The organism is Pseudomonas sp. NFR02 (genome assembly GCF_900119375.1).
Lineage (GTDB): Bacteria > Pseudomonadota > Gammaproteobacteria > Pseudomonadales > Pseudomonadaceae > Aquipseudomonas > Aquipseudomonas paracarnis.
Genome location: NZ_FPJJ01000008.1, coordinates 231,091 through 253,204 on the forward strand (window position 1 = coordinate 231,091; position 22,114 = coordinate 253,204).

At 57.0% G+C, this 22,114-nt stretch carries 14 protein-coding genes; 9 read left to right on the plus strand and 5 right to left on the minus strand.

Annotated elements, in window-relative coordinates; all coding sequences use genetic code 11:
• Window positions 1–36 precede the first annotated feature (36 nt).
• Window positions 37–2,475: a Lon protease family protein gene (locus BT199_RS22885; protein ID WP_014719999.1), complete on the plus strand. Its 2,439-nt coding sequence runs from the start codon at window positions 37–39 to the stop codon at window positions 2,473–2,475.
• A 314-nt stretch (window positions 2,476–2,789) separates the two neighbouring features.
• A complete protein-coding gene (locus BT199_RS22890; RefSeq protein WP_003194269.1) occupies window positions 2,790–3,107 on the plus strand; it encodes a PA4575 family protein in 318 nt (105 codons plus the stop codon).
• A 59-nt stretch (window positions 3,108–3,166) separates the two neighbouring features.
• Here BT199_RS22890 and BT199_RS22895 read toward each other — a convergent pair whose 3' ends face one another.
• Window positions 3,167–4,990, minus strand: a complete 1,824-nt coding sequence (locus BT199_RS22895; RefSeq protein WP_083535089.1) for a hypothetical protein — start codon at window positions 4,988–4,990, stop codon at window positions 3,167–3,169.
• Between the two features lie 162 nt (window positions 4,991–5,152).
• On the opposite strand from BT199_RS22895, the gene BT199_RS22900 reads away from it, so the two are divergent.
• Complete coding sequence (locus BT199_RS22900) at window positions 5,153–5,641, plus strand: TIGR00645 family protein (protein WP_014719996.1); 489 nt, start codon at window positions 5,153–5,155, stop codon at window positions 5,639–5,641.
• Window positions 5,642–5,656: 15 nt separating this feature from the next.
• Here the strand turns inward: BT199_RS22900 and BT199_RS22905 are convergent, their stop codons facing one another.
• From BT199_RS22905 to BT199_RS22920, 4 genes are all read right to left on the minus strand, one after another.
• Window positions 5,657–7,090, minus strand: coding sequence for an ArnT family glycosyltransferase (locus BT199_RS22905; protein ID WP_072435515.1), 1,434 nt, complete (start codon window positions 7,088–7,090; stop codon window positions 5,657–5,659).
• A 116-nt stretch (window positions 7,091–7,206) separates the two neighbouring features.
• Entirely contained in the window at window positions 7,207–8,232 is a 1,026-nt protein-coding gene (locus tag BT199_RS22910) for a hypothetical protein (protein ID WP_072435516.1), read from the minus strand.
• Window positions 8,233–8,338: 106 nt separating this feature from the next.
• Window positions 8,339–8,593 carry a DUF6124 family protein gene (locus BT199_RS22915; RefSeq protein ID WP_072435517.1) on the minus strand — a complete coding sequence of 85 codons (255 nt, stop codon included), beginning with the start codon at window positions 8,591–8,593 and terminating at the stop codon, window positions 8,339–8,341.
• A 347-nt stretch (window positions 8,594–8,940) separates the two neighbouring features.
• Window positions 8,941–9,459 (minus strand): cysteine hydrolase family protein, encoded by a 519-nt coding sequence (locus tag BT199_RS22920; RefSeq protein ID WP_072435518.1) that lies wholly within the window; start codon window positions 9,457–9,459, stop codon window positions 8,941–8,943.
• 376 nt (window positions 9,460–9,835) lie between these two features.
• Here BT199_RS22920 and BT199_RS22925 point away from each other — a divergent pair, with 376 nt between their 5' ends.
• The 6 genes from BT199_RS22925 to BT199_RS22950 all read left to right on the plus strand — a co-directional run bounded on the left by BT199_RS22925 (window position 9,836) and on the right by BT199_RS22950 (window position 22,113).
• On the plus strand, window positions 9,836–10,639 hold the full coding sequence (locus BT199_RS22925; RefSeq protein ID WP_072435519.1) for an HNH endonuclease: 804 nt from the start codon (window positions 9,836–9,838) through the stop codon (window positions 10,637–10,639).
• Between the two features lie 336 nt (window positions 10,640–10,975).
• Window positions 10,976–12,961, plus strand: coding sequence for a type I restriction-modification system subunit M (locus BT199_RS22930; RefSeq protein WP_072435520.1), 1,986 nt, complete (start codon window positions 10,976–10,978; stop codon window positions 12,959–12,961).
• Entirely contained in the window at window positions 12,958–14,349 is a 1,392-nt protein-coding gene (locus BT199_RS22935; protein ID WP_060768017.1) for a restriction endonuclease subunit S, read from the plus strand. The genes BT199_RS22930 and BT199_RS22935 overlap by 4 nt, the downstream gene beginning before the upstream one ends.
• The gene (locus BT199_RS22940) at window positions 14,349–17,546 is read left to right on the plus strand and encodes a type I restriction endonuclease subunit R (RefSeq protein ID WP_072435521.1); all 3,198 of its coding nucleotides are present in this window, start codon (window positions 14,349–14,351) and stop codon (window positions 17,544–17,546) included. The genes BT199_RS22935 and BT199_RS22940 overlap by 1 nt, the downstream gene beginning before the upstream one ends.
• A 27-nt stretch (window positions 17,547–17,573) precedes the next feature.
• Window positions 17,574–18,485 carry a restriction endonuclease gene (locus BT199_RS22945; RefSeq protein ID WP_083535090.1) on the plus strand — a complete coding sequence of 304 codons (912 nt, stop codon included), beginning with the start codon at window positions 17,574–17,576 and terminating at the stop codon, window positions 18,483–18,485.
• Window positions 18,486–18,759: 274 nt separating this feature from the next.
• Window positions 18,760–22,113, plus strand: coding sequence for an STY4851/ECs_5259 family protein (locus BT199_RS22950; RefSeq protein WP_256576027.1), 3,354 nt, complete (start codon window positions 18,760–18,762; stop codon window positions 22,111–22,113).
• Window position 22,114: the final 1 nt, after the last annotated feature.

Sequence of the window (22,114 nt, forward strand, 5' to 3'; positions counted from 1 at the left end):
ATGCCCCATCTGCCCCGCCTGATGTAAGGAAGCCCGATGCCTGATCCTGTTGCTGCCAGCTTGCGTCTAGCGCCCGAAGCGCTGACTCGCCCTTTCTCCGCTGAACAGTTCAGCTTCTCGACCACCAATGATTTGGAGCCCTTTCGCGGTGTGCTTGGCCAGGAACGTGCGGTTGAAGCCTTGCAGTTCGGCGTGGCCATGCCACGCCCCGGTTACAACGTGTTTGTCATGGGCGAGCCGGGCACCGGCCGCTTTTCGTTCGTCAAACGCTACCTGAAAGCCGAAGGCAAGCGCCTGCAAACCCCGGCGGACTGGGTTTATGTGAATAATTTCGATGAGCCCCGCGAGCCCCGCGCCCTGGAATTGCCAGGTGGCGCCGCCGCGGCGTTTATTGCCGATATCAACGGCCTGGTCGATAACCTGGTCGCCACCTTCCCGGCGGTGTTCGAGCACCCAACTTATCAACAGCGTAAAAGCGCCATCGACCGGGCGTTCAACCAGCGCTACGACAAAGCGCTGGACGTGATCGAGCGCCTGGCCCTGGAAAAAGACGTGGCGCTGTACCGCGACAGCTCCAATATCGCCTTTACGCCGATGCTCGACGGCAAGGCGCTGGACGAAGCCGAGTTTTCGCAACTGCCGGAAGCCGATCGCGAGCGCTTCCACACCGATATCTCCGAGCTGGAAGAGCGCCTCAACGAAGAGCTGGCCAGCCTGCCGCAGTGGAAGCGTGAGTCCAACAACCAGCTGCGCCAGTTCAACGAAGAAACCATCACCCTGGCGCTGCAGCCTTTGCTGGCGCCGTTGTCGGAAAAATACGCAGAAAACGCCGGCGTCTGTGGCTACCTGCAGGCCATGCAGGTTTACCTGCTCAAAACCGTGGTGGAGCAATTGGTGGACGACGCCAAGACCGACGCCCAGGCGCGCAAGCTACTTGAGGAACAATACTGCCCGAGCCTGGTGGTGGGCCACTCGGTCAACGGTGGCGCGCCGGTGGTGTTTGAACCGCACCCGACCTACGACAACCTGTTCGGCCGTATCGAATACAGCACCGACCAGGGTGCGCTCTACACCACCTATCGCCAGTTGCGTCCAGGTGCGTTGCACCGCGCCAACGGCGGTTTCCTGATCCTGGAAGCCGAAAAAATGCTCAGCGAGCCCTTTGTGTGGGATGCGCTCAAGCGCTCCCTGCAATCGCGCAAACTGAAGATGGAATCGCCCCTGGGCGAACTCGGCCGCCTGGCCACCGTGACCCTCAACCCGCAGATGATTCCCTTGCAGGTCAAGGTGATCATCATCGGCTCGCGCCAGTTGTATTACGCCTTGCAGGACGCCGACCCGGACTTCCAGGAGATGTTCCGCGTACTGGTGGACTTCGACGAAGACATCCCCATGGTCGACGAGAGCCTGGAGCAGTTCGCCCAGTTGCTCAAAACCCGTACTTCGGAAGAGGGTATGGCGCCGCTGACCTCGGATGCGGTCGCGCGCCTGGCGACTTACAGCGCACGCCTGGCCGAACATCAGGGCCGTTTGTCGGCGCGTATTGGCGACCTGTTCCAGCTGGTGAGCGAGGCGGACTTTATTCGCCACCTGGCCGGCGACGAAATGACCGATGCCGGGCATATCGAGCGCGCCCTCAAGGCCAAGGCCACGCGCACCGGCCGCGTGTCGGCGCGGATTCTCGACGACATGCTCGCCGGCGTCATCCTCATCGACACCGCCGGCGCCGCTGTGGGCAAGTGCAACGGCTTGACGGTGCTGGAGGTCGGCGACTCGGCATTCGGAGTGCCGGCGCGGATTTCCGCCACGGTGTACCCAGGTGGTAGCGGTATTGTCGACATCGAGCGCGAAGTTAACCTCGGCCAGCCGATTCATTCCAAGGGCGTGATGATCCTCACCGGTTACCTGGGCAGCCGCTATGCCCAGGAATTCCCGTTGGCCATCTCCGCCAGTATTGCCCTGGAGCAGTCCTACGGGTATGTGGACGGCGACAGTGCGTCCTTGGGCGAGGCATGCACCTTGATCTCGGCTCTGTCGAAGACGCCGCTCAAGCAATGTTTTGCCATCACCGGCTCGATCAACCAGTTTGGTGAAGTGCAGGCGGTGGGCGGGGTCAACGAGAAGATCGAAGGCTTCTTCCGCCTCTGCGAAGCCCGTGGGTTGACTGGTGAGCAGGGGGCGATCATCCCTCAAGCCAACGTGGCCACGCTGATGCTCGACGAGAAGGTGTTGCAGGCCGTGCGTGCCGGGCAATTTCACATCTATGCGGTGCGCCAGGCGGATGAGGCCTTGAGCCTGCTGGTGGGCGAGGATGCCGGTGAGCCGGACGCCGAGGGGCAGTTCCCGGAAGGCACCGTGAATGCGCGGGTGGTGGAACGCTTGAGGGCGATTGCCGAGATGATCAGTGAGGAAGATTTGAAGGAGGCGGAAAAGGAGCTGGCGCAGCAGGCGTTGGCGGAAGCCAAGCCGACCTGATTGCTGTCATCACTCGGTCAAGGTGGGAGCTGGCTTGCCTGCGATAGCGGTGTATCAGCCAACTGGGGGGTTGGCTGTGAGTCTGTCATCGCAGGCAAGCCAGCTCCCACACTGGTCCGTGGTGTTTTGGGGCGCGTTTAGCGTGCCACAAAATTGACTCCATTCTCGGGGACCAACGCCCGTTGGTCCCTACAACCTTGGTTTGTGGTGTTTTTCTTCTATTCTCAGACTCAGGGATATCCACAGGAGTCGCAGGATAGAAACAGCCTCGCCGTGCGCTGGGGCTGAACACCGATCTACCGAGGGGCGCCGCCATGTCGCGCAACCTTTGCCTTACTCGCCAGTGCCTGGGCCTGGTCACCCGTATCGAATGCTCCATTCGCCCTCTCGCCGGGGATAACGGGATGTGGACGCTGTTGTTTGCCGCCGGCATGTCGGGCGAGCAGCCTTCCACTGTCAAATCCCAGGGCCCGTTCCATGGGCCCTTCGTGGCAGAACGCATGCTGGGCACCATCGTTGATAGCCTGACCTTGCACGGCTACGAGCAAATGGACGAGCCGCAGATCTGGTGCCTGCACCTGCAGGCTCATCTGCGCCAACTCAATGGCGGCCAGGAGCGGCTAGCCCTCTGAGGATCGTTCCCACGCTCCGCGTGGTAACGCCGCCCCGGACGCTCCGCGTCCACCCAGGGCTATTTGCTCTCAGGCTTGTCCAGCTTGACCTCAAAGCCGTACTGCACGGTGCTGAGGTCGGTGCGCTGGTAACTTTCCAGCGTGGTCGGCTGGCCGTAGAAGTAATGCACGTCAAACATCGCCGTGCCGTATTCCTCGGCGCGGTGGCTGACGCCGAGGATCTCCTTGAGGTAATTGCCGCTGGCATCCTTGGCGTAGAAGCGCCAGCTGTCGGTGGGGAAGTCCTTCTGGTCGACGATCAGCGCGTTGTCCTTGAGCGACAGGCCCTTGGGCAGCTTGGCGGCGTCAATCGTGGCCTTCTCGATGGTGGCCAGAAACAACGGTACCGAGCCCACCACAAACGCCGGTGTTTCCGGGAACAGGTTGAGGTCGTAGGTGAGCGTGCCGCTGACGGCGTTCAGCTCGAAAGCCTCGGTCGGCAGCTCGATAGGCTCGCCGCGCTCGCCCTTGGCGTCGGCGGTGAAGAAGGTGATAGGCGCGTCACTGTTGTTGCGCTCGGCACCGACCAGGTCGTCATTGAAGGTGAACGGGTGGTCGAACACGATTTTTGCGGCACTGGCGTCTTCGGTCGATTGGCTGATGGTGACGCTGTTTTTCAGTTGGTCCTCGGTCATCGAGGCATCCTTGAGCCAACTGGCGGCGCCGTCGTCATACACCGTGACCGGCATTGGCAGGGGCTGTACGGTGTTTTGCAGGCTGTTCCTGTCAAAGCGCATCACCGGCAGGTCCAGGTCTTTACGGGTGACCGTGGCCTTGGAGAAATCCAGCACATTCACCTGCAGGTTATCGACCAGCCCGTTGAAATACACCTTGGCGTAATGGCTGGTCTGCTGGCGCTCGAAGGCTTTTTGCGCGTCGGTGAGCTGTTTATCGAAGGCATCGGACCACGCGGTCTGTTTTTGCATCTCGGCCAGTTGTTTTTCATAGAACGCCACTTGCGCGGCACTCTCGTTGATCGAGCCTGAGCGGGTCAGAAACTGCCCGGTGCTGTCCCGTGCCTGCACCAGCAGTGGGTTGGGTGACGCATCGCCCACTTCGGCGGCCAGGGGCTGGCTGTTGGTCAGTTCGATCTCGGCGTAGTTTTTTTCCAGCGTCAGCAGGTTGAGGGTGATATTGCCGTCGGTGCGTTTATGGCCCACGTCTTGTTTGGTCAGGTCAAACGTCAGCACCTTGCCCGGGGTGATCACCTCCACCGCGCCCTTGAGGCTGATGGGTTGTGGCTGGCTCTTGTTTTCCGTCTCGATCCCTTCAATAAACGGGTAGGTCACCGTCAGGTCGTCGGGGTTGGTCAGGTTGGAACTGCTGGGGCTCAGTTGGATGCCGGGGTCGGTTTCTGACCATTCCGGCTGGAAGGGAATGACTTTATTGTTGCTCAGGGTGACCGACTGCCATTCCAGGCCATGGGGGAACGGGAATTGGTCCGGGGCGTTGAAGTTGAACGGGAAGACCGGCTGCAAATCCGTCAGGTAGTCGGAGTGTGAGGTTTTGCGCAGCACGAACAGGCCATTGATGTAGGTGTCCACCAGCGCTTGGGGCGTAGGGTAATGCTTGAGCAGGGCCAGGCTGTCTTCGCCGTATTCGGCTTCGATGGGCTTGCTGGCGAGCTTGGCGCGTGCACGTTCCAGCAACAGCAGCGAGCCGCCCAGGTCCGCAATGGCATCGCGCAGCTGGGGGTCCTGGATGGTGTCCAGGGACTGTTCGAACTTCGTGGTTTTCTCTTCGAGGGTCGCCTGCTTCTGCTCTTCTTTGGGGGAGCAGCCGCTGGCCATCAGCAACGCCGCGCACAGGCCGAAAGTGGCCAAAGGGGATCGCACATCCATCATCTGAGTTTTCCTGTCCGACATCATCGAGCCGAGTGAATGGCCTCGACACTAGCAGAAAAATTCTCTTACAGATGCCACTTGGGTCAGTTTTCTCGCGGTGACAGGGGCCGGGTGGCGGCTGGTATACTCGGCGCCATTTTTAGCCAAGCTGTGTGAGATTCAATGGAACGCTTTATCGAAAATACAATGTACGCCTCGCGTTGGCTGCTGGCGCCGATCTACCTGGGGCTGTCCCTGGGCTTGCTGGTCCTGGCGCTGAAATTCTTCCAGGAAATCATTCACGTGATTCCCAACATCTTCACCATGTTGGAAGCCGAAGTGATCCTGCTGCTGCTGTCGTTGATCGACATGGCCCTGGTGGGCGGCTTGCTGGTAATGGTGATGATTTCCGGCTACGAGAACTTCGTCTCGCAGCTGGATATCGACGAGAACAAAGAAAAGCTCAACTGGCTGGGCACCATGGACTCTTCGTCGCTGAAGATGAAAGTGGCGGCCTCCATCGTGGCGATTTCCTCCATCCACCTGCTGCGGATCTTCATGGACGCCAAGAACGTCGATCCACAGCACCTGATGTGGTACGTGATCATCCACATGACGTTCGTGGTCTCAGCGTTCGCCATGGGCTACCTGGACAAACTCACCAAGCACTGATGCTCCGCGCCGGCCTTATTGCTCCACGAAGTAATAAGGCTGGCGGTTGACCGCCATTTGCTTGATCACCGTAACCGGCTTTTTCAGCCGGTCGGTGTGGTCCGTCAACGCAACGTTGCCGGGCTTGGCGCTGAGGAAGGTACGCAGTTCGGCTTCGGTGTTCAGGATCGGCAAGTAGGCCTGCAGGTAGAACACGCTGGCGCCGTCGATGCGCTCGTTGGGTTGATACATCGCTACCGTCCTGCCTTCGTCTTGCAGGGCCTGGATCTGACTCATCACTGGTACGAATGAATGGCGCACATCGGCTTTGGGTGCAAACCAGAACGCTGCGCTCAGGTAGCAGGCGATGGCCAGGGCGAAAACCCCACCGATAATGCGCCGATGAAAACGGTACAGCCCCGGCTTATGGTCCTTGGCCCACTCCAGCAACACCCGCGCATATTCGGCGGCCAGCACCGCAGCGGCTGGCGTCAGCGCCATCAAGTACACCGTGCGTTTGCTGGAAGCCAAGGTCAGCAGAGTGAACTGCGCCACCAGCCACACACTGAAAAACAACCGATAGCGGTTACGCACCAGGCTTTTGCGGAAGTGCCACAGGCCCAGGTACACCAGGATGTTCCAGGGCAGGAAGGCCTCGGGCAGTTTCGCGAGGTAATAGTAGAAAGGTTCGTAATGCCCGGCCTCGACGAACGAACCACTGAAGCGCCCGACGCTATTGGTCCATAACACCTCACCCACCGCCTGCATCCCACCGCGCTGAAACAGAAACCCCAGCCAGATCAGCAACGGCACCAACGCCAACAAGGTGAACAGCGCCGGCTTGAGCCAATCGCCCAGCCGCAGGCGTTTATCCATCAGGCTGGTGCTGAACAAGTACACAAAAATCACAATGCCCGGCATCGCCAGGCCCAACACGCCCTTGCTCAACGTGGCGATGACCATCCCGGCGGTAAACAACGCCCAGGCCCAGGTACTCGAACCTTCGCGCTCGGGCCGTACCGCCTGGTAAAACCCCAGCAGGGCCGCGGTGACACCGAGGCTGAGCAACGAATCCTCACCCACACCCCGCACATTGCCCCAGTAACTGGCCATGGTCGCCAGGATCAACGCGGCACTGAACGCCAGCGCCTGCGGCCGCCCGAACCGACGCAACATCCCGTACAACAGCATCACACTGAACAACCCGGCAAACGCCGACGCCAGGCGCACCGCCCCGGTGCTGGCGCCAAACAAACGAATCGCCCCGGCATCCAGCCATAGGCTCAGGGGCGGTTTTTCCAAGAAGGGTTCACGAAACAGGCGCGGCACCACCCAGTCATTGTCCAGGTGCATCGCCATGGCGATCCCGGACACCCTGGCTTCGGTAGAGCCTTGCAGCTCGTGGTTGCCGAGGGCAAAGAAGAACAACAGAGCAGCAAGCAAGAGCAGCAGGGGAGCGGGGCGCGTCATGGAGTCTGGCTACCGAGGCATGAGACCGATCGGGCGACCGGTCATGGGTAGTCAGGGAGTATACGAGCGCGATTCTTAACCTTTGGTGAACGGCCTTGTGGTTTTTCTCCGGCGCGTCAAGGCAGTTTCAAGCTGGGCACTGCCGCTTTGCCTTGTTCGGTCAGCACCGGCTCCAACTGCTCCCAGGTGAAGGCCAAGTCGTTGTCGCAACCGTCACCATTGGCCGGTGTCGAGAGTTGCAGGCCCTGAGTGTTGAAGCTCAGGTGAAAGTTGGAGTAATCGGTAATCGCCGGGCAGCCCTCGTCGGTAGTGGTTTGCTTGGCCAGCCAAGCGCTGAAGGCGGCCGGCAGCTTCAAATGGCCGGAATAGGCGTCATGCCATTGCTGATGGCCGCCGAGCCAAGTCCATGGGTCCACACTCTCGCCGGTTTGCAGGTTCCAGGAGTGCAGGCCCCAACTGATGCCCATGGCGCCTTGGCCTGCGGCCCAGCGGTAGAACCGCACGGTGAGAAATTGCGATGACCAATAGGCGGGCTCAACCTCGATCTCACTGGTATAGACCGAACCGTTTCGACCCAGGTATTCACGCCGCTCATAAAAATAGTCGGTTAGATCTTCGTCATTGACGGCCAGGGCGGCGAGTTGCTGATTGATCTTCTGCACCGCCGGGCCATCGCCCTCCAGCTTGAGCGTGACGCGTGGGCCTTGGGTCTTGAGCTGGTAGGTGTGGTTGTGGAAAGTCTTCTTCTCGGTCTTGATCGGCAACGGCGCGGCTTCCATGGGCGCGTTATAGGCATCGCTGCCGCAGCCGTCCGTACCAATGCGGCGCAGGGCCAGTGGCAGCGGCGCACCGCCATCGGTTTTGCTCCAAGCACCAGAAAGAGTATCGCCCTGAGGTTTTTGCAGGGCCCAGAAACCGGTGTTTCCTTCTTCCACCCACGACGCGTTGTCGTTGGCCTGAGTCAACTGAATAGGGGTACGGATGCGCTGGTAGTAATAACTGCCATGCTCACCATCGGCGCCGTTGAAACAGACGGTGATAGCGGATTTGCCCAAGGTGCCTTGCCAAACCCCGGCCAACTCGGCGGCGGTGGTGAGTAAGGGCATGACGGTGAGGGCGATGACGGCGAAGGGCTTGAGCACGGGTATCTGACTTCCGGTTGTCTGATAAAGGCCGTCAGGGTAATGGGAAGTGTGAGGGGATGCCAGCGGGCGAGATGCGCTGAGGCAGCTCGCCCGTTTGCGTGTTTTAGGGTTGTGGCGTCTGGCTGGTGAATGGTTGGGTGTTCAAGACTCGTTCAACGAGTAACTCGCCTAGAACGATCAATTGCTGAGCGGCCAGCAACTTGAGGCGGTGCGCGCCTTCAAGTTCGAAAGCCAGGTCGGTGGTCATGGCGTTGAGGGAAGCGAGGGTTTCGCTAGCTTGGATTAGCAGGGTTTCGGGGTGGATGTTTTCGGCGAGGGTGAAGAGGGTGGTTGGGGGATTGGGGGTGATTTTTTTCATGGCTGAAACTCCTTGATTGATGGAGTCGCCAGACATCGCTGCTAAACGAAAAGGGTGGCGACCGTACGCGGGTTAGCAGACCAGGAATCAAGGAACCCGGCGCACCCGAAAGTGCCCCACGCACAGCCGCCATGACACGAACCAGCGAATGCTGAAAGCATCGCTCGAACGGATGGTGGCTTTGCAAGCCTTGATATTAACCGAGCTGCTAAACCCGGTCGCTGATTTTGCAGCGACAGGGGGAGGCTAGGCTTGTTGGGCTGAGTGCGCTAGTTCACCGACAGCTCGGCATCTTGCGGGAAAATTCCGAAGCTCGGCCCTGTTGACCTCCCCCTCGTCAGGCTCTGTTAAAAGCTCCAGTCCTCAGCCTGAACCAACTGGCAGAACGGCCCGTTGAGCGTGGCATTGTGATGAGCCACGATGGCCTCGGCTTTCATCAAGGGCGTATCAGAACAGGTATGACCGTCGGCGATAAGCACCGCATCAAAGCCAAGATCACGCGCGGCGCGGCAGGTGCTGTCGACGCAGTATTGCGTTTTCATCCCGGTAACTACCACGCCGGTGGCGCCGCTGGAGCGCAGATGGTCAGCTAGGTCAGTCATTGCAAAAGCGTTAGGTCGACGCTTTTCGAACACCACTTCCCCACCCAGTAACTTCAGTTCCTCTGCAATCAACGTAAGCGGGCTGCCCGACTCGATTGGCGAGCCAGCGGGGCCGATGTGACGCGCGAGAAAAATTGGCGCGCCTGCGCTGCGGGCCTTGTCCATCAGGGTATTGAGGGTTTCTAACAGCTCGTCGCAGCGCCAGGGTTTTTCCGGGCCGTGGATGAGTCCGACTTGGATATCCAGTATCAACAGGGCGTACATGGGTGCATCTCCTTGCGTGTGAACCAGCGACACAAGGCATAAAAAAGGCCCTGTCCATCGCTGGCGGGCCTTTGAAGTTCGTTGGTTATTGGCTCACGACACCTCGCACGCTCCGCTTGATGTGGTCGTGGTGGTGGTTGTCGATGTGAGGCAATAGGTAGTCATGGGGCGACACTAGCATTGTGGTTGATGGAATGCCAGGTACAAAAAAGACGTCTTTGGACGTCTTTTTTGTTGATTCCGGGGTAAGCTGAAAAGCTTTCTCACCTTATTAATTTATATAAAGAATAAGAATCTTAAAAAGTTGAGCTGGAATATTTTGTAAGAAGTTTCCTCATTTTTGGTAGGCTTTTGCCATCAGTCGAGAGGAAATGGAATGCCCGCAGTCATCGTTGAAAACGACACATCGCAATGGCAAGACGAGACCGGTGCTGTCTATCACTTCCCCAAGCGGTACCAAGCCTGGCTTGCTGAAGGAACCGAAGTGATCTATTACAAAGGACGCATCCAGGACAAAACCTTTGCTTCTGCCCGCCTCAGCGCCGATCCGCATTATTTTGGTATGGCACGCATCGGCAAGGTCTACGCAGACCGGAAGAGTGATAAGGGTGACCTTTTTGCTTTGATCGAAAACTTCACTCCGTTTGAAGGCGCTATCCCCTCGAAAGTTAACGGAGCGTACCTGGAGACGATCCCCGCTACTCGCGTGAACAACTATTGGCGTGACGGGGTTCGGTCCATTTCCCAACTGGATTACGATGCAATCCTCAGTCATGCGAAGCTCCTGTCTTCCCAGGCTGACCAGGTCGCGCCAAATTCAGAAGGCGATCCATTGATCTTTGAATCGGCCAATGAAGGCAGCAAATCAAGTTACTTTGGAACCCGTTACGAACGCCGGAAAGATTTGAGGGTGAAGGCCATTGCTATCCACGGACTTGACTGCAAGGCATGTGGCTTTGATTTTGAAAAGGCGTACGGCGAGCACGCGAAGGGCTTCATTCACGTTCACCATATAGTGCCGATTTCGGACTTTGGTGGTGAGAAAGCCGTGAATCCCGAGACTGACCTCGTTACGTTGTGCGCCAACTGTCATGCGGTGGTCCATCGCAAGCGGGATATGACGCTGAGCGTTGATGAGCTGAAAGGCATGTTGCGCGGGCGATGGGTGATCGAGTCTTAGTTTTGTACTGTGTTCAGCCTACGGTTTTTTTGTGAGGCTGAACCCTGGGTAGTGACATCCTACCGGCGGGCCCATTAGCCGTTACTGTACCCGGCAAGTCGGCCCTCAAAGTATTGCGCGGTCTCCTGATTGGTATGTGCCGGCATGTGTGAGTCTCTGTGTGTAAGCCGACAAAGATTTAATACCCCCAGACAGAACGCAGTGGCGCGTTTTCAAACCGGAAAAGCGACGGAAAACGTGTTGTCGGCGAGAGTCATAACCTGATCCACCCGCTTCGGATGGGCACACTCAGGTGTTAGACTTGCGTTTTTTGCCTGTACTCCAAGGAGTTACCGCGTGAACACGGAAAATCATTCCCAGACGGCCGCGTTTCTATGGTCCATTGCCGATCTGCTGCGTGGTGACTTTAAACAATCGCAATACGGCCGCATTATCCTGCCATTCACTCTGCTACGGCGCATGGAGTGTGTTCTGGCGCCAAACAAAGACGCTGTGGTTCGCGAGTTCTACGCTCAAGAAGGCCGCCCGGACACCGTCCGTGATATGTTTATGCAGCGGGCAGCAGGTGGACAGCAGTTCTTCAACGCTTCCCCGCTGACCCTCGCCACGCTGTCCGACACTCAGACAGCCGATGACCTGATGCGCTACGTGCAGGCGTTCAGCAAGGACGCCCGCGAAATATTCGAGCACTTCCACTTCGAAGATTTCGTTCAGCAGTTGGAAACCGCCAATCTTCTATATCAGGTGGTACAGCGCTTCGCCGCTACGGATCTGAGCCCCGAGTACATTAGCAACTTTGGAATGGGCATCATTTTCGAAGAGCTAATCCGCAAGTTCGCGGAAAGCTCCAATGAAACCGCCGGGGAGCACTTCACTCCGCGCGATATCGTGCACCTCACCACCTCGCTGGTCATCACCGATCAGGACCACAAGCTCACGCCCAGCAACATCGTCACCATCTACGACCCAACCGCAGGTACCGGCGGCTTTCTGTCCGAGGGTGATGAGTACATCCAGTCCATCAGCGACAAGGTCAGCGTTTCGCTGCACGGCCAGGAGCTCAATCCCGAGTCATACGCCATCTGTAAGGCGGACATGCTGATTAAAGGGCAGAAGGTTGAGAACATAAAGCTTGGCAATACCCTGTCCAACGACCAACTGGCCGGCCCTGAACATCACTTCGACTTTATGCTCAGCAACCCGCCGTTCGGCGTGGAGTGGAAGAAGGTGCAGAAGCAGATCACCGACGAGCACAACCACAAGGGCTTCGACGGTCGCTTCGGCCCAGGCCTGCCGCGCGTGTCCGACGGTTCGCTGCTGTTCCTCCTGCACCTGGTCAGCAAAATGCGAGACCCGCGCGACGGTGGCTCGCGCATTGGCATCATCCTCAACGGCTCGCCGCTGTTTACCGGCGGCGCGGGTTCGGGTGAGTCGGAGATTCGCCGCTACCTGCTGCGGAACGATCTAGTCGAAGCCATCGTTGCGCTGCCAACCGACATGTTCTACAACACCGGCATCGCCACCTATGTGTGGATACTCAGCAACCACAAGGCTGCCGCGCGCCAGGGCAAGGTGCAGTTGATCGATGGCAGCCAGCACTACGCCAAAATGCGCAAGTCGCTAGGCAGCAAGCGCCAGTACATCACCGAGGATCAGATCAAAGAGTTGGTGCGCCTGTATGGCAGCTTCGAGCAAACCGCACAGAGCAAAATCTTCCCCATCGACGCTTTCGGCTACCGCCGTATCACCGTCGAACGCCCGCTGCGCCTGAACTTCCAAACCAGCGCTGAGCGCATCGCCAAGGTGCTGGAAGAAAAAGCTCTGCAAAAACTCGACAGGGCTGCCCAGCAGCAACTGATGACCACCCTGCGAGCGATGGATGCTAGCGTGTTGCACCGCAACCGCGAACAATTCAGCAAGCTGCTGAAAAAAGCCCTGACCGCCCACAGCGTCAGCCTCAGCACACCGGAGCTAAAAGCCCTGATGAGCGCCCTGAGCGAGCACGACCCCGAGGCCGATATGTGCATGACCAAGGGCCAGCCGGAAGCCGACGCTGGCTTGCGCGACAACGAGAACGTACCGCTGGGCGAATCGGTGTACGACTACTTCCAGCGCGAAGTCATCCCCCATGTGCCGGATGCCTGGATCGACGAAAGTAAAACCGATGCGCTGGACGGCGAGGTCGGCATTGTAGGCTTCGAGATTCCGTTTAACCGCCACTTCTATGTGTTCAAGCCACCGCGCCCACTGGCCGAGATCGATAGGGACCTGAAAGCCTGCACTGGCCGCATCAAGCAGATGATCGAGGGACTATCGACATGAGTTTTCCGGCGTATCCAGCGTATAAAGAATCTGATGTGGAATGGCTGGGCGAGGTGCCGGAGCATTGGATATTGACTCCGTTAAAACATCTCGCATTACTTAACCCGAGAAAGTCAGGCTACGAAGGCGCAATTGAACAGCTATGCAGCTTCGTTCCCATGGAGAAGCTAAAAACCGGTGCAGTGCAACTGGATGAAGAGCGCCCCATCGAAGAGGTGATTGGTGGTTATACCTACTTCGAAGATGGAGATGTACTGCAAGCCAAGGTCACTCCGTGCTTCGAGAATAAGAATATTGCGATTGCTAAAGGCCTAACCAATGGCATTGGGTTCGGCTCCAGCGAAATCAATGTTCTTAGACCCTATCAGGGTGTTAATACTGAGTACCTTTATTATCGCGTGCAGGAAAACAGTTACATGGACTTCTGTACGTCTAGCATGATGGGTGCTGGCGGGTTGAAGCGGGTTCCCACTGATGTGATCAATAACTTCAAAGTCGCGACACCTGAGATATTTGAGCAAACCCATATCGCCCGCTTCCTGGACCACGAAACTGCCCGAATCGACGTCCTTTTCGAAGAGCAGCAGCGCCTGATCGAACTGCTCAAAGAAAAACGCCGGGCCGTGATCTCCCACGCCGTCACCAAAGGCCTCGATCCGATGGTGCCAATGAAAGACTCCGGCATCGAGTGGCTAGGCGAGGTGCCAGCGCATTGGGTTGTTTGTGCCACTCGGCGTGTAATCCGATTTATTGAGCAAGGTTGGAGTCCTGAATGTGAGTCATACCCTGCCGAAGAAGACGGCTGGGGCGTACTGAAAGCAGGCTGCGTTAACAGAGGCATTTTTGATTCGTCCGAGAACAAGACACTACCTTCTACGCTGAAACCAATTCCCGAGTATGAGGTTCGTGCTGGGGACATATTGATGTCACGAGCAAGTGGGTCGCCTGAGCTGGTCGGTTCGACTGCATTGTTGGGGCCGGTGCGTGAGCGGCTGATGCTCTCTGACAAAATCTTCCGTGTCCATTTGGAAGAAAAGATCAGTAGCCAATTTTTTGTTTGGGTAATGAACGCGCAATTCATGCGATCTCAAATAGAACAGGCGCTGAGTGGAGGGAATGGCCTGGCTAATAATTTGCCACAGTCCTCCTTGCTCGCCTTCTGGCTGGCTATACCTCCTGAGCAAGAACAAGGCGCCATTGCCGAACTGATCAATGAACAAATTGGGCGAATTGACGAACTGATTGCCGAGGGCGAGTTAGCTGTAGAACTTCTCCAAGAACGCCGCTCCGCCCTTGTCTCCGCCGCAGTCACCGGCAAAATCGACGTGCGCGGCTGGCAGCCACCGACCAGCGTGCCAACTCCCAAATTAGTACAAGAGGTCGTGTAATGGCGGACAGCAAGGAAGCTCAGTTTCAGCAGGACATCATCGACGCCCTGGCCGCACAAGGCTGGTTGGTCGGCACCGCCAGCGGCTACGACCGGCGCAGGGCGTTGTATACCGAGGACGTGCTGGCCTACTTCAAGGAAGCTTGGCCGGAGCGTTGGGACAAGTTCGCCAAGGCCAACCCTAACAACCCGAATGATGTACTGGTGCAGAAGCTCGTGCGCGAGCTGGAGCAGAGTGGCACCCTCGATGTGCTGCGCCATGGCTTTAAACTGCCGGCGGTGAAGGTGGAGTTGTGCAGCTTCCAGCCCGACCACGGCATGAACCCGGATACCTTAAAGCGCTACCAGTGCAACCGCCTGCGCGTGGTGCCTGAGGTGTCCTATTCGCCGCATACGCGTGAGGCTGGCAGCGGTGGACAGAGCTACAACCCACGGTTGGACTTGGTGCTGTTCGTCAACGGCATCCCTACCGCCACACTAGAACTGAAAAGCGAGTTCAAGCAGTCGGTGGAAAACGCCAAGCGCCAATACCGCAATGACCGCCCGGTTAAAGACCCGCTAACACGCAAGCCCGAGCCACTGCTGACATTCAAACGCGGGGCATTGGTGCATTTTGCTGTCGGCCAGAACGAGGTGGCGATGACCACCAAACTGGCGGGTAAAGATACCTTCTTCCTGCCATTCAACCTCGGCAGCGCAGAGGGCGGTTCAGGCAACCCGATGCCTGATGACGATAGCCAATACGCCACTAGCTACCTCTGGCAACGCTTGCTGCAACCAGATGCGTGGCTCAAGGTGTTGGGGCGCTTTCTGCACTTGGACAAGAAGACCAGTGAAGGCTTCGACGGCACGCTGGTTACTAAAGAGACAATGATCTTCCCGCGTTACCATCAATGGGAAGTGGTCAATAAGCTGATCGGTACCACTCGCATCGAAGGGCCAGGCAAGCGTTATTTGATTCAGCACAGCGCGGGATCAGGCAAATCCAACTCCATCGCTTGGACCGCACATCAACTGGCCTCGCTGTACGATGATGCCGGCCAGCGTCTGTTCAACTCGGTGATCGTGGTCACTGACAGGACGGTGCTGGATAGCCAACTACAGAACACCATCTACCAGTTCGAGCACGCCCAGGGCGTGGTCAAACCGATCAGCCGGGATGTCGGCAACCAAAGCAAGTCTGAGCAACTAGCCGAGGCGCTGGCTGAGCAGACGCGCATCATCATCGTCACCATCCAGACCTTCCCGGCGTTGTTCGATGCGCTGGACAAGTATCCCAAGCTGGCCAGCGGGCGCTATGCGGTGATCGCCGATGAGGCGCACTCCTCGCAAACTGGCTCTTCGGCCAGCAAGTTGAAACAAATTCTAGGCAGCGATGCTCTGGAGGCGGAAGAAATCAGCGCTGAAGAGCTACTGGATGCTGCCGTACAAGCTCGCCAACCTAATGAGCGCATCAGCTACTACGCCTTTACTGCGACCCCAAAAGCTAAAACCTTGGAACTGTTCGGTCGCCCGCCCGATCCTACGCTGCCAGCGAGCACCAGCAACAAGCCTGAGCCGTTTCACCTGTATTCCATGCGTCAGGCCATCGAGGAAGGTTTTATCCTTGACGTGCTGCGCAACTACACCACCTACAGCACCGCCTGGAAGATCGCCCACCCGGATGGCGACGACGAGGTGGACAGCAAAAAAGCCCGCATCAAGTTAGCGCGCTGGGTGCGTTTACACCCGTACAACATCAGTCAGAAGGTCGAGGTAATCGTCGAGCATTTCCGCGCTAACATCTGCGGTCTGCTCAATGGTCAAGCCAAGGCCATGGTAGTGACAAGCAGCCGTCAAGAAGCTGTCCGTTATCAGTTGGCATTGAAAGCTTATGTGCTGCATATGGGTTACAACGATGTGCACCCGCTGGTGGCGTTCTCCGGCAGCGTATTGCCGGATGAGGTTATCCCTGAAGAGGTCACGGAAAACAGCAGCTTGCTCAACGCCGGCCTAAATGGCCGCGATCTGGCGGATGCTTTCGACACACAAGACTTCAACGTGATGATCGCGGCCAATAAGTACCAGACTGGCTTCGATCAGCCCAAGTTGTGCGCCATGTACGTGGACAAAAAACTACAAGGCGTGGACTGCGTGCAAACTCTGTCACGGTTGAATCGCACCTTCGGTGACTACAAGCAAACCTTTATCCTCGACTTCTTTAACGAGCCGCAGGATATTCTCGACGCCTTTTTGCCGTACTACACCAAGGCCGAGCTGACTGATGTGACCGACCCGCAGATCATCTATGACCTGCAGAAGAAGCTGGATGCAGAGGGCATCTATCACTGGCAAGAGGTCGAAGCGTTTGCCTTAGCCTTCTTCGACCCCAAGGCGCAAGCTAGCAAACTCAGTTATTACTGCGCACCGGCCAAAGAGCGTTTTGCCAAGCGCTATGCCTTCTCGCTGGAGTCTCGTCAGCAGGCGCTTGATTACAAGCGAACTGCCGAATCCAATGGGGATAGCGCCGGCTTGAAAAAAGCCGAGCACGCATTGAAAGAAGCTGGCGAGCAGGTTGATCAGCTCGACCTGTTCCGCAAGAATCTGCAAAGCTTTGTGCGCCTATACGAGTTTCTATCACAGATCGTGCCTTACGAGGATCATGAACTAGAGCAGCTGTGCGTGTACGCGAAGCATCTGCACCCGCTGCTGCGCGTAGATCGCCTGCTAGAAGACGACGTGGATGTGGGTGAGCTGCAACTGAGCCACTACCGCCTAAGCAAGCGCGCCGAACAAGTGCTGCGTCTGAACGAGGAAAGGGGCAAATACACCGTCAAACCCGGCGGTGACGTGGGGAGCGGTAAGCCGCATGATCCGGAGAAGAAGCGCTTATCCGAAATCATTGAGGCGCTGAACGATATCTTTGGCGCCGAAGTGAGCGACGATGACCAACTGCAGTTCCTAACCGGTATCGCTCAGCGCATCAGCCGTCAGGAAGATGTGATGGCCCAGGTAAACAATCATTCGGTTGATCAAGTGATGCACGGCCTGTTTCCCAAGCGAGTTCTCGACACCGTACTGGATGCGATGACTGACCACGAAAAGCTGTCACTGGAAGTGCTGGATAACGAAACGAAGAGCCGCGCGTTTGCGCTGGTGATTTTGAAGATGCTCAAGACTGCGGCTTCCTTCGATGAGACTCGCGTCGGCGGCGCCTAAAGCAGCCGGTAAGATTAAGGAGTAATAGTGGCAATTCCGGACTTTCAAAGTGTGATGCGCCCGGTGCTGAGCACCGTGCAGAACGGTGCGCCGCTGCCGCTAAATGAGTTGCGCGAGCGGGTGACCGATCAGTTTCAACTGACCGAGGATGAACGCAAAGAGCGCCTACCTTCTGGTCATCAGACGGTAATCAACAATCGAGTAGGCTGGGCTCGCACCTATTTGAATAAGGCTGGCCTGCTGTGCATTCCAACCAAGGGCATGGTGCAAATTACCCCGCGTGGTCTCGATGCTTTGAGCAATGGTCCGCAGCGCATCACGGTGAGCTGGTTGAAGCAGTTCCCCGAGTTTGCAGACTTCCACACGGCCAAACCGCAACCAGTTGACGCTCCCTCCCTACTGAACGTTGGTATTGCTGAAACCACACCAGACGAGCAGTTGGCCGATGCCCATCAAGCCCTGATGCAGTCCCTGGCAGATGAGCTGCTGACGCAAGTCCGGCTAGGTACTCCCAGCTTCTTTGAGCAGTTGGTAGTCGATCTCATGATCGCTATGGGTTACGGCGGCTCGCGTAAAGAGGCTGGTAAGGCGACCCAAGCGACTAATGATGACGGTATCGACGGCATCATCAAAGAAGACAAGCTCGGCCTCGACGTGATCTATCTACAGGCCAAGCGCTGGGCCAATACGGTACATCGTCCAGAGATCGACAAGTTCATCGGCGCACTGACTCGCCAGCGTGCACGTAAGGGAGTGTTCATCACCACCTCAGAGTTCTCCGAGGGTGCCCGTACTGCAGCGTTGGGGTTGGATATCAAAGTGGTATTAATCGACGGTGTTGAGCTGGCGCGATTGATGGTAGAGCACAACCTTGGCGTGAGCGTTAAGCAGGTTTATGAGGTGAAGCAAATCGATAGTGATTATTTCGCAGGCGAGTGATTTGCTCCGTGGCAAACAGGTTTGGTCAAGTTTAGATCGGTGAAGCATGGGCGATCTTTGAAAAAAATGTCGTCGAAGGGGGCTGAAAGACTCTGAGCCGAGTTTGGTAAATGAGGGTGATTTGCGGCACGCGCGGGCTTTCTATCCGAGACTTCTTTCAGCGAGAAAGTATTGGTTGATATTAAACGGCCAGCTTGCAATTCTAAGCTCAGAGATATCGTGAAGTGTCGACATCGACACCCCGTGCCCAGCCTGCGAATACATGGAGCTAGACGTGCAGCTTAATCAATGGATTAGCCGTTTTCTTTCTGAAAAAGGCCTTGATGCTCCGGATGGCCGGCCGTTATTCGCTTACAAAACCACAGAGGCTCAGTACAACGAGCTAAAGCAATGTCTTCGTGCGATTCCAAGTTTTGCCGTTGGTAGTGCAGAGTACTGCCAGGTATGGCTTCTGTTTGCTGCGGAATGGTGGAAGCGTGAATACGCCGGCGGAGCTTGGCGCTGGGCTCCGCTCTGCCTCGCGGCCGGACAACCTGGCATGACCCATGAGCAAACGAGTCGCCACGTATTGGCAGGCCACCGCCAATGGCAATTGACCACCGAAATCAGGGGGGAGGGCAAACGCTACATTGGACATGTCGCTATTAACGGTGGCCTACCCATGCGTCTGCTCGAGACCGCTCAAGGCGGCTTGTCTCGTCTTCTACGAATGGTGCTTGAGCAAACGCTTCGATGCAGCCTACACCAGGATGACTTGCTGGATGCCATCAAGACGCAGGCGGCATTACTTCCTGTAAGCTATCGCCAGGACCTTATTTACCAATTACTCCGCGATCTGGTGTGGGGCGTATTGCAGCTTCGCGAGCAATACAAGCTTCAAAATGAGTCTGACCCACTCTTGAAGCTTCAGCAGCAATGCCCTGACTGGGAAATGCGATTCCCACTAGCTTTGGATAGTGCCGTCGCTACCACGCTAATCAAGGGGCTTGTCGCCAGCGTTGCTACTATCAGCGTGCAGAACAGTCGCGTACCGTTTCAGATTGTCCGTGGTTTGCGATTTTCGTCCGATGATGGAATGCCAGTGTTTGAAATGGCATTTGAGATGCTGGCTCAGACATCGACACAAGAACTGGCTGACGCCGTAGGGATTGCTCCCGATAAGCTGCCTCACCAGTTCCGGTTGCTGCTGTTGGTCGCGGGCAAGGAGCATCTGGTAGGTGAAGCCCTGCGTCGCGGAAGCGGCTATCAACTCGTTGCACGCAAGGGGCTTTCGCTGCAAAACCTCCATGCGGGAGCGCAGCTGATCCTCAGTCGCAACGGTCAGGCGATACATACAGCGCATCTGCCAGGGGGGGAGCCAATTAGCTTCGACGAGCCCCTGCTGTTTGAAGACTACCGACCTTTCGCCAGTCTTATCGGGCAGGGCAGCGCTACGCTCAAAGGCGGCAGGGCGATAGCCCTCATCCCCGCCAACGCGTTTTTCTACTCGGAAGGCGACGACGCCATTGTTCTACACGAGGGCATGCCCGGCGATCAGGTCTTGCTGTTAATCTCTCAAGGTAAGACGCAGTTTACCTATCGTAAGCAGTCCTATTACGTCACTGTGAGTCCTAATGCTGCCCCCAGAGTTGATGCGTATTGGCAAGGGCAGACTGTGGATGCGGGCTCCGTGCCGGGGCTGCTCTTCCGTGGCAATCCTCGGCTGCGTGTCCAACAGGCGGGTGGCAGCTTTACCTATGCTCCCGTCAGCGAGCTCTATACTCGCTCCAATGGCATAGACACACCGTTCGCTCAGGCAAAAGCGCCGGGACTATGCTGGCTAAGCTGGGCCCGAGGGGGGCAGCGTCTACTACGTTCCCGTGCCGTTGTTTTACCTGCCAATGCATCGATTAGTTTTACTCCGAGCGCAGATCCCGGCAAGGGTTGCATCCTTCTCGAGAACTGGCCTGATATTCATGTCACCTGCGCTAGTCCGGATATCACGCTGTCTCGTACCTATGAAAACAATACGAATGTCCTGACGGTAGAAAGCAAGGCTGCGGCGCCGGCTACTTCGGTTCAGCTACTCATTCAATGGCCGGAGGGGGAGCAGAAGCTGACTCTGGCATTCCCCGGGCAAGGGGCCGTTCTTCTGGATGCCAGGCAAGAGTCTATCCGAGAAGGAGCAAATCTGTCGGTTGAGGAGCTAATGGGCTGTCGGGCAATCCTAATGTCCCCCACTGGCGCCGACGCCTGGCAAGTACGGTTGACTGCGCACAGCACAGACCAACCTAACGCGCTTACACGTGAAATTCGCTATACAGGCACTCGTGAAATACGTTTGTTTGAACTGATCAATCCGATCCAGCAAATACTGTCATGCCATACCGGGCTCGACATGAGCGTGACGATGCAGTTCGTCCATGCTCATCGAGTTCGAGGGACCTTTCACGTCGGTCGTTACTCCACCGTCGCTCGCCTACACAGTCATTCGCTGTTCGTTTCGCTCAATGATGGACGGCGCGATTTGTTGCTGGAGCGAGAGGATGCGGAGGGCTTGCTAATGGCGCTCCCCCTCGCGTTACCGAATCGTGACCCCGAGCCGTTATCGTTACATTTATCCGAGCAAGTATTCACCGGTAGTTGGGTGCTAAACCTTCCCGATAACGTCGCCAGCCCCTGGCTGATCTACGCCAGCGCTGAAAGTAACTACCGTTGCCGCCCGTGCGTGGCACCTCCGCAAGGTGACGCTCAGGCGGAAGGGTTTTCGCCACTACAAAAGGCTCTTTGTGAAGCGAATCATGACAATCGCATGGCGCTGCTGACCAGCCGACTGGAAGAGATGGCGTTGACCCCGATGGATAAGGATTGGGTGTTGCTTGAGGCGTTACTGGATAAGTTGCAGCACCTCCCATTACCTAGCCTTGATCTGTATCAAGCGCTGATCCGCACACCTTCTGCGCTTGTTATGGTCACGCTTTTGCTGGATGGCTTTGCCGCCAACATGGTAGAGCGCATGCCGCTTGAGCTGCCCTTTGAATGGCTGTTGATTTCTCCTTCGCAATGGCTTCAGGCATTTGAGGTATTGAAAGAGGCGCTGGTGACCGACACTGCACTGCTTCCAATCATCCGTAAGGACATCCAGCGTAAAAGCCAGTACCTGCCGCGCTGGCAGCCGGCTCTGAAATTCATCTTTGATCAGGGTATTCATCGTCACTTCGACGGCAATATTCAGGATGCTCGCCTTTTTCTCAATAACCCACAGATGTTGACGGAACTTTGGCTTGGTCGGCTGCTTGATGGGTCGGACTGTGAAATGCAGCAGTTTTTTCATCGCAATTATGCAGACGATCAACCGTGGCCGGCGCTGCCCGGAAATTTGATGAGGGAATTTCTACGCACCGACAACGGCAAGCTCCTCCTGAAGCGCGTAAGGCTCAGCGCGGATGACGTAAAAATCCCGGCGACGATGCTGCCGTTCATGGTGGGATTTGACGCGTCCACCGGAAAAAGTGAGTTCTGGCAAGGGAACTCCTCGCGCCTTTTTGCACTGCGCGCCGCTCGCCAATTCGATGCCGCATGGTTTGACTCCGCTTACGAGTTGAGCCTTGCTATGGCCCACACTGCCTCTCTGAATTTGAAGAACTAAC